The sequence below is a fragment of the Delftia tsuruhatensis genome (assembly GCF_903815225.1).
GTDB classification, from domain to species: Bacteria; Pseudomonadota; Gammaproteobacteria; order Burkholderiales; family Burkholderiaceae_C; genus Comamonas; species Comamonas tsuruhatensis_A.
Genome location: NZ_LR813084.1, coordinates 4,069,270 through 4,083,102, shown reverse-complemented (window position 1 = coordinate 4,083,102; position 13,833 = coordinate 4,069,270). Strand labels below are relative to the sequence as shown.

At 66.8% G+C, this 13,833-nt stretch carries 10 protein-coding genes and 1 pseudogene; 6 read left to right on the top strand and 5 right to left on the bottom strand.

Features of this window, described 5'->3' with window-relative positions:
- Window positions 1-74: 74 nt before the first annotated feature.
- The 3 genes from proW to L1Z78_RS18460 all read right to left on the bottom strand — a co-directional run bounded on the left by proW (window position 75) and on the right by L1Z78_RS18460 (window position 3,921).
- Window positions 75-1,247 carry a glycine betaine/L-proline ABC transporter permease ProW gene (proW, locus tag L1Z78_RS18470; protein WP_234637830.1) on the bottom strand — a complete coding sequence of 391 codons (1,173 nt, stop codon included), beginning with the start codon at window positions 1,245-1,247 and terminating at the stop codon, window positions 75-77.
- On the bottom strand, window positions 1,244-2,566 hold the full coding sequence (gene proV, locus L1Z78_RS18465; RefSeq protein ID WP_234642209.1) for a glycine betaine/L-proline ABC transporter ATP-binding protein ProV: 1,323 nt from the start codon (window positions 2,564-2,566) through the stop codon (window positions 1,244-1,246). Before proV ends, proW begins: the two co-directional genes overlap by 4 nt.
- 743 nt (window positions 2,567-3,309) lie before the next feature.
- Window positions 3,310-3,921: a TIGR00645 family protein gene (locus L1Z78_RS18460; protein WP_234637829.1), complete on the bottom strand. Its 612-nt coding sequence runs from the start codon at window positions 3,919-3,921 to the stop codon at window positions 3,310-3,312.
- 229 nt (window positions 3,922-4,150) lie between these two features.
- Here L1Z78_RS18460 and acs point away from each other — a divergent pair, with 229 nt between their 5' ends.
- Window positions 4,151-6,151 (top strand): acetate--CoA ligase, encoded by a 2,001-nt coding sequence (acs, locus tag L1Z78_RS18455; protein WP_234637828.1) that lies wholly within the window; start codon window positions 4,151-4,153, stop codon window positions 6,149-6,151.
- A gap of 184 nt (window positions 6,152-6,335) precedes the next feature.
- Window positions 6,336-6,812 carry a LapA family protein gene (locus L1Z78_RS18450; protein ID WP_234637827.1) on the top strand — a complete coding sequence of 159 codons (477 nt, stop codon included), beginning with the start codon at window positions 6,336-6,338 and terminating at the stop codon, window positions 6,810-6,812.
- A gap of 127 nt (window positions 6,813-6,939) precedes the next feature.
- Here L1Z78_RS18450 and L1Z78_RS18445 read toward each other — a convergent pair whose 3' ends face one another.
- On the bottom strand, window positions 6,940-7,245 hold the full coding sequence (locus tag L1Z78_RS18445) for a c-type cytochrome (protein WP_234637826.1): 306 nt from the start codon (window positions 7,243-7,245) through the stop codon (window positions 6,940-6,942).
- A 105-nt stretch (window positions 7,246-7,350) separates the two neighbouring features.
- Here L1Z78_RS18445 and L1Z78_RS18440 point away from each other — a divergent pair, with 105 nt between their 5' ends.
- Entirely contained in the window at window positions 7,351-7,593 is a 243-nt protein-coding gene (locus L1Z78_RS18440) for a TIGR04438 family Trp-rich protein (protein ID WP_234637825.1), read from the top strand.
- 202 nt (window positions 7,594-7,795) lie between these two features.
- Window positions 7,796-9,654: pseudogene (gene ilvD, locus L1Z78_RS18435) on the top strand (dihydroxy-acid dehydratase).
- 191 nt (window positions 9,655-9,845) lie between these two features.
- Here the strand turns inward: ilvD and bfr are convergent.
- Complete coding sequence (gene bfr, locus L1Z78_RS18430) at window positions 9,846-10,322, bottom strand: bacterioferritin (protein WP_234637824.1); 477 nt, start codon at window positions 10,320-10,322, stop codon at window positions 9,846-9,848.
- Window positions 10,323-10,583: 261 nt separating this feature from the next.
- Between bfr and L1Z78_RS18425 the strand changes: the two genes are divergently transcribed.
- Window positions 10,584-11,426, top strand: a complete 843-nt coding sequence (locus L1Z78_RS18425; RefSeq protein WP_234637823.1) for a p-hydroxycinnamoyl CoA hydratase/lyase — start codon at window positions 10,584-10,586, stop codon at window positions 11,424-11,426.
- Window positions 11,427-11,618: 192 nt separating this feature from the next.
- Window positions 11,619-13,763 (top strand): acetate--CoA ligase family protein, encoded by a 2,145-nt coding sequence (locus L1Z78_RS18420; protein WP_234637822.1) that lies wholly within the window; start codon window positions 11,619-11,621, stop codon window positions 13,761-13,763.
- Window positions 13,764-13,833: the final 70 nt, after the last annotated feature.

Below are 13,833 nucleotides of genomic sequence, written 5' to 3'. Positions count from 1 at the left end.
CTGGCCGCTTTGCGGGAAGGCGGCGCGGCCGTGAGCCCGTGCGCGCCGCTGGGAAGTGCAGGCGTTCAACCGGCTCAGGCGGTGCCGCCGCGCTGGGCAGGTTTGCCGCCGGCGCCCGCCAGGCGGGCGATGCAGCCCACGGGGCCGCCATGCCACCAGCGCTTGCCGCCGCGCGTGGGCTGCCCCATGGCCTGGGTGATGCGGTCCAGCACGATGGCCAGCAACACGATGCCCAGGCCACCCACGGTGGCCAGGCCCATGTCCAGGCGGCCGATGCCGCGCAGCACCATCTGGCCCAGCCCGCCGACGGCGATCATCGAGGCGATGACCACCATGGACAGCGACAGCATCAGGGCCTGGTTCACGCCGGCCATGATGGAGGGCATGGCCAGCGGCAACTGCACCTTCCACAGCAGCTGCCAGGGCGAGGCGCCATAGGCGCGGCTGGCCTCGATCAGGTCGGGGCGCACCTGGCGTATGCCCAGGTTGGTCAGGCGGATCAGCGGCGGCAGCGCGAAGATGATGGTCACGATCACGCCGGGCACGTTGCCGATGCCGAACAGCATCACCACGGGCACCAGGTAGACGAAGGCCGGCGTGGTCTGCATGGCGTCCAGCAGTGGGCGCGTCCAGCGCTGGGCGCGGTCGCTGGAGGCCAGCAGGATGCCCACGGGCAGGCCGAGGATGAGGCAGAAGGCCAGCGAGGTCAGTACCAGCGACAGCGTCACCATGGCTTCGGGCCAGATGCCCAGCAGGGCGACGACGACCAGGGAGACCGCCGCGCCTATGGCCATGGCCCGCCCCGCGAACTGCCAGGCCACCAGGGTCAGGATCAGCGTCAGCACCGGCCAGGGCAGGGCCAGCATGGCATCGGTGATGCCGGTCAGCGTGCCGTCGATGGGCGCGCGCACGGCCTGGAAGAAGGGACGGAAATGGTGAACTACCCATTCAAGGCCATCGTTGATCCAGCCTTGGATGGGCAGTCCGTCGGTCGTCAACTGGTGCCACAGGCTGGCATGGGCGTCATCGGGCACTCCCGAGCCGGCCGAGGCACCGAGCCAGTCGCCGGACGCGGCATCGCCACCGCCGGCAGTGGCGCCCCACGGGTCGGCAGAGGTGTCGGGCGTCGCGGGCGTGGAGGCCGCAGCCCAGGGATCGGCGGCCGGCTGGGGAGCCGCGCTGGCTGCGGCCCAGGGATCCGTGGCGGCGGGGGCGGAGGGGGCAAGCGTAGGGTTGGCGTCGCTCATGCGGCATCTCCTTGTCGTTGTTCAATCGGCTCCACGGTCGCCGGGACGGTAGGAGCGCTGGAGGCCGGGAAATGCGGGTTGAGCGTGACCGGCGGCACGATCTCCTGCGGCGGCGGCACGGGCGGCGTGTCGCGGTCCAGGAAGCGCAGCATGGTCGTGCGGCTGACCACGCCCATGAACTGGCCGTCGTCACTGGTCACCGGCAGGGCGCAGGGCGCGGCGGCCACGGGGCCGAACAGTTCTGCCACGGGCGTGCCCGCGGACAGCGGCTCCACGTTGGGCAGGAAGGCATGGCTCAGGCCCAGCATGCCGGGGCGGCCATGCAGCGCGTCGCGCAACGACTGCGAGGACACCACGCCCAGGAAGCGCCGGCGTGCGTTGACGACATAGGCGAAGTCGCGGTCCGAATCTTCCAGCAGGCGCTGGGCCGCGCGGCAGCCACGGTCACTGTGCTCGGACACCACGGTCAGCGCCTGGCGCGCGATGTCGCCGGCCTTGAACACGGACGCTGCGTCCACACCGCGCACGAAGCTGCGCACATAGTCGTCGGCGGGGCTGCGCAGGATCTCGTCGGGCGTGCCGACCTGGATCACCTGGCCGTCCTTCATGATGGCGATGCGGTCGCCGATGCGCATGGCCTCGTCCAGGTCATGCGAGATGAAGACGATGGTGCGGCGCTGGATCTGCTGCAGGCGCAGCAGCTCGGACTGCATCTCGGTGCGGATGATGGGGTCCAGGGCCGAGAAGGCCTCGTCCATCAGCAGGATGGATGGATCGGACGCCAGCGCCCGGGCCAGGCCCACGCGCTGCTGCATGCCGCCCGATAGCTCGTCTGGGTAGCTGGCGCCCCAGGCGCCCAGGCCCACCTGCTCCAGCGCGGCCTGGGCCTGTGTCTGGCGCTCGGCCTTGTCGGCGCCGGCCAGCTCCAGGCCGAAGGCCGTGTTGTCCAGCACCGTCATGTGCGGCATCAGCGCAAAGGACTGGAACACCATGGAGATGTCCTTGCGGCGCAGGGCGCGCAGGTCGCGCTCGCCCAGGGCGTTGATGTCCTGGCCATCGACGACGATGCGCCCGGCCGTGGGTTCGATGAGGCGGTTGAGCATGCGCACCAGGGTGGACTTGCCCGAGCCGGACAGGCCCATGACGACGAAGATCTCGCCGGCCTCGATGGTGAAATTGGCGTCGAACACGCCGATGGACTGGCCCGTGCGCTCCAGGATCTCCTGTTTGCTCAGGCCCTGTTGGACGAGGTCGAGTGCGGTTTTGGGGTCGTCCCCGAACACCTTGAACACATGATCGATGATGATCTGCTTGGCCACTGTGGCGTTCTCCTTTTGGGTGAGATGGAACACAGTCCAGCGTCCTCGACAGGCGAAGACGCTGGCGCGCAAGCCAAAAATGAAGCCCTGATGCCGTTCGCTGCAGGGGACTGCCGTCCCCTGTTGCTGGGATTCAAACAGGTGCGAAAGCACCCGAGGCGGCTCGGATGGCACGCGAAGCGGTGCGCAAGAGCCAGAAGTCGAGAGCAGCCGGCGGCGAGGCGCGCGGTGTCTCAGTTGGGCATCGTGGCTGAAGATCAGCCAGCGCGATGCCCCACAACATCAGGACCGAGTTTCGGCCCGGTTGACGGGGCTGTGCCGGGAGCACAACGATCCGCCGGGGTGTATCGGCAGGCCGTGAAGACGGTGCCGATGACCTGCTTGGCAGGTTGTAAAGAAGCCGAAATTATATAAAACAGGTTTTACTGCGTCAAAACGCATGAGCCGAAGAAGGCCTGTTTTGGGCTGTTTCAAACCCTTGGGGGCTGCAATCCGGCCAGTATTTGCTCACTTAATAAGAGCATGAAAGTCATTTTTTACAAGGCTTATGCTGTCATTAATGAATAAAATCGGTCAAGCGTCAGCTTAAGGAAAGCTTCGGGCCCGATCTGCGGCAAAAAGCGTGCCTGGGGCGCTGACCGGCCGGGCGCTAGCAGGTGTCCGACCCATTGCCTGCGCCCGCCCATGAAGAAAGCCCCGCAGCGGCTGGCGCTGCGGGGCTTCGGTGCGGGGTGCCGACGGTCTCAGTGGTTGCTGGCCGTGCTGTTGATCAGCTTGTCGGTGTAGGCGATGGCCAGGGCACTGGCCAGGAAGGTGACGTGGATGATGGTCTGCCACATCAGCACCTTCACGTCGTAGCTGCCCGCATTGATGAAGGTCTTGAGCAGGTGGATGGAGCTGATGCCGATGATGGACAGGGCCAGCTTGACCTTGAGGATGGAGGCGTTCACGTGGCCCAGCCACTCGGGCTGGTCGGGGTGGCTGTCCAGGCCCAGGCGGCTGACGAAGGTCTCGTAGCCGCCCACGATGACCATGATCAGCAGGTTGGAGATCATGACCACGTCGATCAGCGCCAGCACCACCAGCATGATGATGGTCTCGTTGAGCGCACCGATGGGTGCATCGTGCTTGTAGCCTATGCTGGTGATCAGCGCCTGCAGCGCTTCCTGGTTGCCGAAGGCGGCCTCGATCAGGTGCCACAGCTCCAGCAGGAAATGCCAGACGTAGACGCCCTGGGCGGCGATCAGTCCCAGGTACAGCGGCAGCTGCAGCCAGCGGCTGGCGAAGATGAGGGAGGGCAGGGGGCGCAGGGGGGGGGAGCCGGGGGTCGGGTTGGGAGATTGCTGGCGGGCCATGATGGTCGGTCGCGCGGTGTCGGCTATGGGCGTGGGTGGAGGGTGGACAATCGCCTGTTGAAAACGGGCGCGCGATTTTAGCGGCGAAATTCCTCCGCTGGCGCGACAGCCCGGGACTGCGGGGAATCCCCAGGTGGACGCTTTCACAGGGGTTTCAGTCAGTGGCATGTAAGACCGGCCCCTGACAGTCACACCACAATTTATTGGCCAGCCCAGGAGACAAGCAAGCATGAGCACCGCAACAGCATCCCCCATCGAATCGGTACTGGTGGAGAACCGTGTCTTCCCGCCTCCGGCGGACTTCGCCGCACAAGCCCGCATCTCGGGCATGGAGCAGTACAAGGCCCTGTGCGCCGAGGCGGAGAACGACTACGAAGGCTTCTGGGCCCGTCTGGCGCGCGAGAACGTGGTCTGGTCCAAACCTTTCAACCAGGTGCTGGACAGCTCCAATCCGCCCTTCTACCGCTGGTTCGCCGACGGCGAGCTCAACGCCAGCGCCAATTGCCTTGACAAGCACATGGGCACGGCCGTCGAGCACAAGACGGCCATCATCTTCGAGGCCGATGACGGCCAGGTCACCAAGGTCAGCTACCGCGAACTGCTGCAGCGTGTCTCGCAGTTCGCCAATGCGCTCAAGGCGCAGGGCGTGCAAAAGGGTGACCGTGTCCTGATCTACATGCCCATGACCATCGAGGGCGTGGTCGCCATGCAGGCCTGCGCGCGCATCGGCGCCACGCACAGCGTGGTGTTCGGTGGCTTCTCGGCCAAGGCCGTGCAGGAGCGCATCGTGGACGTGGGCGCCGTGGCCGTGATCACTGCCAACTACCAGATGCGCGGCGGCAAGGAGCTGCCGCTGAAGGCCATCGTGGACGACGCGCTGGCGTTGGGCGGCTGCGAGGCCGTGCGCCATGTCTTCGTCTACGAGCGCACGGCCACGGCCTGCGCCATGACGGCCGGCCGCGACAGGACCTTCGGCGAGATCCTGGCCGGGCAGAGCAACGAATGCGCGCCCGTGGCCGTGGATTCCGAGCATCCGCTGTTCATCCTCTACACCAGCGGCTCCACCGGCAAGCCCAAGGGTGTGCAGCACTGCACGGGCGGCTACATCCTGTGGGCGAAGCAGACCATGGAATGGACCTTCGACCTCAAGCCCGACGATGTGTTCTGGTGCACGGCCGACATCGGCTGGATCACCGGCCACACCTACGTCGCCTACGGCCCGCTGGCCGCCGGCGCCACGCAGATCGTGTTCGAGGGCGTGCCCACCTTCCCCAATGCCGGCCGCTTCTGGCAGATGATCGAGCGCCACGGCTGCACCATCTTCTACACGGCGCCCACGGCCATCCGCTCGCTGATCAAGGCGGCCGACAGCGATGCCGCCGTGCATCCGAAGAACTGGAACCTGTCCAGCCTGCGCCTGCTGGGCAGCGTGGGCGAGCCCATCAACCCCGAGGCATGGATGTGGTACCACAAGCATGTGGGTGGCGAGCGCTGCCCCATCGTGGACACCTTCTGGCAGACCGAGAACGGCGGCCACGTGATTGCCCCCATGCCGGGCGCCACGCCGCTGGTGCCGGGCTCGTGCACGCTGCCGCTGCCCGGCATCATGGCCGCCATCGTCGATGAGACGGGCCATGAATTGCCCAATGGCGCGGGCGGTCTGCTGGTGGTCACCAAGCCCTGGCCCAGCATGATCCGCACCATCTGGGGAGACCCCGAGCGCTTCAGGAAGAGCTACTTCCCAGCAGAGCTGGGTGGCCAGACCTACCTGGCCGGCGACGGTGCCGTGCGCAGCGAGGACCGTGGCTATTTCCGCATCACGGGCCGCATCGACGACGTGCTCAACGTCTCGGGACACCGCATGGGCACGATGGAGATCGAGTCGGCCCTGGTGGCCAAGACCGACCTGGTGGCCGAGGCCGCCGTGGTGGGCCGCCCCGACGATCTGACGGGCGAGGCCATCTGCGCCTTCGTGGTGCTCAAGCGTCCGCGCCCCACGGGCGAGGAAGCCAAACAGATCGCCAAGGAGCTGCGCGACTGGGTCGCCAAGGAAATCGGCCCCATCGCCAAGCCCAAGGACATCCGCTTCGGCGAGAACCTGCCCAAGACGCGCAGCGGCAAGATCATGCGCCGCCTGCTGCGCTCCATCGCCAAGGGCGAGGCGATCACGCAGGACACCAGCACGCTGGAAAATCCCGCGATCCTGGACCAGTTGGCCGAGACCAACTGACTGCTTCAGGCACCCAGCGTGCCCTGACAGGAAAAACCGGAGCCCAGGCTCCGGTTTTTCTTTGCGTGCGGTTCTCGAGGCACCGTCTTGCAGTCTGATTTTGCGCAGGCCGACAGCTGGGGCATCATGGCTGGAGTACAAACTGAACTGTTTCTTTCACCATTGTCGAGGGAGGTCTTGCATCATGAATCTGAGAACCCTGTCGCTGCTGATCACGGTGGCCCTGATCGCCTTGCTGGCCGCCTTCAACTGGACCACGCTGGCCGCTCCGTCCACGGTGTCGCTGGGCGTCACCGAAGTCCAGGCCCCGCTGGGCGTGCTGATGCTGGCGCTGACCTGCCTGCTGGGCGTGTTCTTCATCGCCTACGTGCTGTGGCTGCAGGGCTCGGTGCTGATGGAGGCGCGCCGCCACGCCAAGGAGATGCAGGCCCAGCGCGACCTCGCAGACAAGGCCGAGGCCTCGCGCTTCACCGAGCTGCGCACCGTGTTGGAGGATCTGCATGCCCGCGACAAGGAAGTCCTGATGGCCCGGCTGGACGCGCTGGAGGCGCACCTCGTGCAGCGTGCCCAGGAGTCGGACAACAGCACGGCTGCCTATGTGGGCCAGCTGGAGCAGCAGGTGCGGCTGGGCCAGCTTCCCGGAGCCGTCGATCACAGATGAGGCCATGGGGGCGGCTGCGTTTCCGTGCACCGGCCGGGCGCCCATGAAAAAAAACCGTGCAACGCAGGTTGCGCGGTTTTTCGTTGCGAGTGCCTGGGGGCGACAGGTCCCGCAGGCCGACAACGTCTTACTTCAGCGACAGCACCCAGGCAGCCAGCTTCTTGGCGTCGGCATCGTTGACCTGGGGGTTGGCGGGCATGGGGACGGGGCCCCAGACGCCGCTGCCGCCCTTCATGATCTTGGCGGCGAGCTTGTCCACGGCATCCTTCTGGCCCGCGTACTTGGAGGCCACGTCCTTGTAGGAGGGCCCCACGAGCTTCTTGTCCACGGCGTGGCAGGCCATGCAGTTCTTGGAGGCGGCAAGCGCCTGGTCGGCCATGGCGGGGGCCACGGCGGTGACGGCCAGAGCCAATGCGATCAATGTCTGCTTCATCATGAGTTCCTGGGGTTGTCGGGAATAATTATGCGAAACATTGTAGTGGGCGCGCACGCGTGATTCGTTACCCCGTGTGAAGCGCTGTTTTGCGAAGGAGAGGGTATGTATCTGTTGGGGATCGCAGTGCTGCTGAGCCTGCTCAAGCTGGGCGAGGTCGAGCCGGTGGCCGGCTGGTCATGGTGGGTCATCCTGGGCGTCTATGGCGCGACCGCCGCCTGGTGGGCCTGGGCGGACATGTCAGGCTATACCAAGCGGCGAGCGGCGGACAAGATCGAGCAGCGGCGCCTGAAGCGCATCGAGAAGAACAAGGAAGCCATGGGTACCGGCAAGCGTTCGCGTCGCTGAGTCGACGCGCCCGTCTGATGGGGCGCTGACCCAAGGCGTCGCGGCAGGCGATGCCCGGGGTCTGCAAAGGGGCTGCCCGTGCCGGCCAGGGCATTCCTGTGCCCATGCGACGTGGCGGGCGCTGCGCCATAATCTGCGCCCAGACCCTGGCCTTCCCCACAGGACCAGGGACGGACCGAGACGACAGACAACTGGATTCCCCATGCCCGCATACCGTTCCAAGACTTCCACCGGCGGCCGCAACATGGCTGGTGCGCGCGCCCTGTGGCGTGCCACCGGCATGAAGGATGGCGACTTCGACAAGCCCATCATCGCCATCGCCAACTCCTTCACGCAGTTCGTGCCCGGCCACGTCCATCTCAAGGACCTGGGCCAGCTGGTGGCGCGCGAGATCGAGGCTGCGGGCGGCGTGGCCAAGGAATTCAACACCATCGCCGTGGACGACGGCATCGCCATGGGCCACGACGGCATGCTGTACTCGTTGCCCAGCCGCGACATCATCGCGGACTCGGTCGAGTACATGGTCAATGCCCACTGCGCCGATGCCCTGGTGTGCATCTCCAACTGCGACAAGATCACGCCCGGCATGCTGATGGCCGCCATGCGGCTGAACATCCCGGTGATCTTCGTCTCGGGCGGCCCCATGGAAGCGGGCAAGACCAAGCTGGCCAACCCCACCACGCACACGCTGGAGTTCAAGAAGCTGGACCTGGTGGATGCCATGGTGATCGCGGCCGACAAGAACTACACCGACGAGCAGGTCGCCCAGGTCGAGCGCTCGGCCTGCCCCACCTGTGGTTCCTGCTCGGGCATGTTCACCGCCAATTCCATGAACTGCCTGACCGAGGCGCTGGGCCTGTCCCTGCCCGGCAACGGCACCGTGCTGGCCACGCATGCCGACCGCGAGGAACTGTTCAAGCGCGCCGGCCGCCGCATCGTCGAGCTGGCCCGCGAATACTACGAGCAGGAAGATGATTCCGTGCTACCGCGCTCCGTGGGCTTCAAGGCCTTCGAGAACGCCATGACGCTGGACATCGCCATGGGCGGCTCCACCAACACCATCCTGCACCTGCTGGCCATCGCCCGCGAGGCCGAGATCGAGTTCACCATGGCGGACATCGACCGCCTCTCGCGCTCCGTGCCCCAGCTGTGCAAGGTGGCGCCCAACACGCAGAAATACCACATCGAGGACGTGCACCGCGCCGGCGGCATCTTCGCCATCCTGGGCGAACTGGCCCGCGCGGGCAAGCTGCACACCGACGTGCCCACCGTGCATGCCAAGACCCTGGGCGAAGGCCTGGCGCAGTGGGACATCACGACCACCCAGGACGAGGCCGTGAGGCACTTCTACCTGGCAGGTCCGGCCGGCATCCCGACCCAGGTGGCCTTCAGCCAGAACACGCGCTGGCCCAGCCTGGACCTGGACCGCGCCGAGGGCTGCATCCGCTCCTATGAGCACGCCTTCTCCAAGGAGGGCGGTCTGGCCGTGCTGACCGGCAACATCGCCCTGGACGGTTGCGTGGTCAAGTCGGCCGGCGTGGACGAGAGCATTCTTGTGTTCGAAGGCACGGCCCATGTGACCGAGTCGCAGGACGAGGCCGTGCAGAACATCCTGGAAGACAAGGTCAAGGCCGGCGACATCGTCATCGTGCGCTACGAAGGTCCCAAGGGAGGCCCCGGCATGCAGGAGATGCTCTACCCGACCAGCTACATCAAGTCCAAGGGCCTGGGCAAGGCCTGCGCGTTGCTGACGGACGGACGCTTCTCGGGCGGCACCTCGGGCCTGTCCATCGGCCACTGCTCGCCCGAGGCGGCCGCCGGTGGCGCCATCGGCCTGGTGCAAAACGGTGACCGCATCCGCATCGACATTCCCAACCGCAGCATCAATGTGCTGGTCTCCGACGAGGAACTGGCCCGCCGCCGCGCCGAGCAGGACATCAAGGGCTGGAAGCCCGCCCAGCCCCCCCGCGCAAGGTCTCGGCCGCGCTCAAGGCCTATGCCAAGCTGGTGATGTCGGCCGACAAGGGCGCCGTGCGCGACCTGTCCCTGCTGGACGACTGACACCGGGCTGCACCGCCGCCCGGCGGTGCGCACCCGATGAGAATGAAAAGGGATGGAAGGCCGCAAGGCCTTCCATCCCTTTTCTCTTCTTCTCTCTCAGGCCCTTGAGGGCTCTTGCTTCGTCGCGGGGCGACCGGCTTGCCGTTTCATCGTGGCTGCCGGTTTGCTTTTCATCGTGGGGCGACTTGTCTTCAGGCCGGCTCGCCCATCTTGCTTTGCAGGTAGTTGGGCAGACCTATTTTTTCAATCAGGCCCAGTTGCTTCTCCAGCCAGTAGGCGTGGTCTTCTTCCGTGTCGCGCAACTGGGCCAGCAGCAGGTCGCGGCTGTTGTAGTCGCCGTGGCGCTCGCACAGGGCCATGGCCGCGCGCAGGCTGTCGCGCACGCGGTACTCGGTCTCCAGGTCCTTGCGCAGCATTTCTTCCACGGTCTCGCCGGGTGTGAACGCGTGGGGCCGCATGTCGGGGCGGCCGCCCAGGAACAGGATGCGGCGCAGGATGGCGTCGGCATGCTGGGTTTCCTCTTCCATCTCGTGGCCGATGCGTTCGAACAGGCGCAGCAGGCCCTGATCTTCGTACTGGCGCGAGTGGATGAAGTACTGGTCGCGTGCGGCGAGTTCGCCGCGCAGCAGTTCGATGAGGCATTCGACGACTTCTGGCTGGCCTTGCATGTTCTTCTTCTCCTGACTGTGTTGAACACCGCAAGTATCGCGTGAACCGCCGCGTGGCCGAAGCGCAGACCGCAATTCCCCGTGGCTTGCGCATTGCATGCATGCGCGACGCAGAAGCATTCGCATTGGGAGGCTTGCAGGGGCGTTCACCTAGGGGTAAACGCTGTATTGCTATGTCCAATAATAGTTATTTATCATAACGATTATGGCGCCGAAACATCGGTGGCCAACCCCCCATTTCCCTCTGCACAAGGAAGCGCAATGAGCACCGAACGTACCGAAGAACAGACCGTGTCCTGCACCGTCGAAGGCCGCGTGGCCTGGGTGAAATTCAACCGTCCCGAAAAGCGCAACGCCATGAGCCCCCAGCTCAACCGCCAGATGATGCGCGTGCTCGACGATCTGGAGTTCCGTGAAGATGTCGGCGTGGTGGTGCTCACGGGCGAGGGATCGGCCTGGACGGCCGGGATGGACCTCAAGGAATACTTCCGCGAAACCGAAGCCACGGGCCTGGGCGGCATCCGCAAGGCCCAGCGCGAGAGCTATGGCTGGTGGCGCCGCCTGCGCTGGTTCCAGAAGCCCACCATCGCCATGGTCAACGGCTGGTGCTTCGGCGGCGGCTACGGCCCGCTGTTCGCCTGCGACTTGGCCTTTGCCTCGGATGAGGCCAAGTTCGGCCTGTCCGAGATCAACTGGGGCATCCTGCCCGGCGGCGGCGCCTCCAAGGTGGCCGTGGAGCTGCTGTCCTTCCGTCGCGCCATGTACCACGCCATGCTGGGCGAGAACATCGATGGCCGCACGGCCGCCGAGTGGGGCCTGGTCAACGAGTCGCTGCCGGCCGACCGCCTGAAGGCCCGCGTCACCGAAGTGGCCGAAGTCCTGCTGCAAAAGAATCCCAGCGCCCTGAAGGCCACCAAGGATGCCATCCGCCGCGTGCGCGACATGACCTACGACAACGCCGAGGACTACCTGGTGCGGGCCCAGGAAGCCGCCAACAGCTTCGACAACGAAGGCCGCAAGGAAGGCATGCGCCAGTTCCTGGACGACAAGACCTACAAGCCCGGCCTGGGCACCTACGACTTGAGCAAGCAAGTCACCCCCTGAGGCGCTTCGCGCCTTCCCCCCGTTGCACGGCGCCTCTCTACCCGCTTCGCGGGGGAGGGGGGCATACGGGCAGCCGGCGACACCCTCAGTGCGGGGCGGCGCGGCCGGCCCAGGCCCTTCCTCGGTGTCCCTCGCTTGGGCAGCGTCCATCACGGGCGGTAGGCCTTCCAGCTTTAATCATTGGAGACAAGAATGACAACGACAGAGATGGCGGCCGCCCTGCGGCCCGACATCGGCAGGCTGCTGAGGCCGCGTTCCATCGCCATCGTCGGCGCCTCGGCCACGCCGGGTGCGCTGGGCGCATCGGTGCTGGGCAATCTGGAGCGCAACGGCTTTGCCGGCGACATCCACCTGATCAATCCCAAGCGCAGCGAGATCGCCGGGCGGGCCTGCCTGGCCTCGGTCGATCAGCTGCCCGACGGCGTGGATGTGGCCGTGCTGGCCATCCCCCAGCCCTTTGTGCTGGACACGGTGCGCGCGCTGGCGGCGCGCCGCGTGGGCGCGGCGGTGATCTTCTCGGCAGGCTTTGCCGAGGCGGGCGAGCGCGGCATGGCCGAGCAGCGCGAGATCGCACGCATTGCCGCCGAGGCCGGCATGGTGGTGGAAGGCCCCAACTGCCTGGGCTGCATCAACTACCTGCAGCGCGTGCCGCTGACCTTTGTCGAGGTGAACATCGACGCGCAGCAGGTCGATGCCGCGCGGCCTGCCATCGGCGTGGTCTCGCAAAGCGGCGCCATGATGACGGTGCTGTGCACCACGCTGTCCAGCCGCGCGCTTCCGCTGTCCTACGCCATCTCCACCGGCAACGAGGCGGCAAGCCATGCCGAGGACTATGTGGACTTCCTGCTGGAGCAGGATTCGACGCGCGTGGTCGCCATGATCGTCGAGCAGTTCCGCCAGCCCGCGCGCATCCTGGCCGCCGTGGCCCGTGCGCGCGGCCTGGGCAAGGCCGTGGTGCTGCTGCATCCGGGAAAGAGCAGCGCGGCGCGCGCCTCGGCAGCCACGCACACGGGCGCCATGGCCGGTGACTATGCGCTGATGCGCACCAAGCTCGAACGCGCGGGCGCCATCTTCGCCGAGACGCTGGAGGAACTGGGCGACATTGCCGAGATCGCCATCCGCTGTCCCGTGCTGCCATCGGCCGGCGTGGCCGTGCTCGGGGAGTCGGGCGCCTTCAAGGCGCTGACGCTGGACTGGGCCGAGGAACTGGGTCTGGCGCTGCCCGCCATCGCCGATGCGGATTCACCCGCGCTGCGCGCCGCGCTGCCCGACTTCGTGGGCGTGAGCAATCCGCTGGACCTGACGGCCCAGGGCCTGGTCGAGCCCGACCTGTATTTCCGCACGCTGGATGCGCTGTTCGGTGATGCACGTTTTTCCACCATCATCGTCGGCCTGATCCAGGGCGACCCCGTGACCTGCGGCATCAAGATGCCGCCCGTGCTGCGCGCCGTGCGTGAACTCAGGCCCGCCAAGCCCGTCATCGTCGCGGGACTGGACGAGGGTGCGGCCGTGCCCGCCGCGTTCATCGCCGAGATGCGTGCGCTGGGCGTGCCGTACTTCCCCAGCACCGAGCGCGCGCTGCGCGCCGTGCAGCGCCTGGCGGCCTTCAGCGCGCGCGGCTTCGGGCGCACCGATGCCCAGCCGCTGGCGCTGGCCCTGCCCCCGGGCCGCACCGTGGTGCCCGAGTACCAGTCCAAGCAGGTGCTGGCCCAGGCCGGCATTCCGTTTGCGCGCGGCCGGCTGGCAACTTCCGCCGAGCAGGCCGTGGCGATTGCCGATGAGATCGGCTGGCCCGTGGCGCTCAAGGCCCAGTCGGCCGACCTGAGCCACAAGAGCGATGCGGGCGGCGTGATTCTGAACATCGCCGACGCCCGGGCCATGGACGAGGCCTGGGAGCGGCTGCATGCCAACGTCGCGGCCTATGACGCCGGCATCGCGCTTGACGGCGTGCTCATCGAGGCCATGGGCCGTCGCGGCCTTGAGCTGATCATCGGCGCGCGCAACGATCCGCAGTGGGGCCCGGTGATCCTGGCCGGCCTGGGCGGCGTGACGGCCGAGATCACGCGCGATGCACGCCTGCTCGATGCCGACCTGTCCACCGACGAGGTGCTGCGCGAACTGGACCGGCTTCAGGGCGCCCCGCTGCTGCACGGCTACCGTGGCTCGCCGGCGCTGGACCGCAAGGCACTGGCCGAGCTCATCGTGCGCCTGGGCCAGGTGCTGCGCGGCACACCGGCCATCCGTGAGATCGATCTCAACCCGGTCATCGTGCTGCCCGAAGGGCAGGGCGTGGTCGCGCTCGATGCGCTGATGCTGGTCGAGCACAGCGCAGGCTGATGACCGTGCCGGGGCTGGCGCCGTGCCGGCCCTTTTTCCATTCCGCTCCCCGTTTCACTTCCTCCACCGG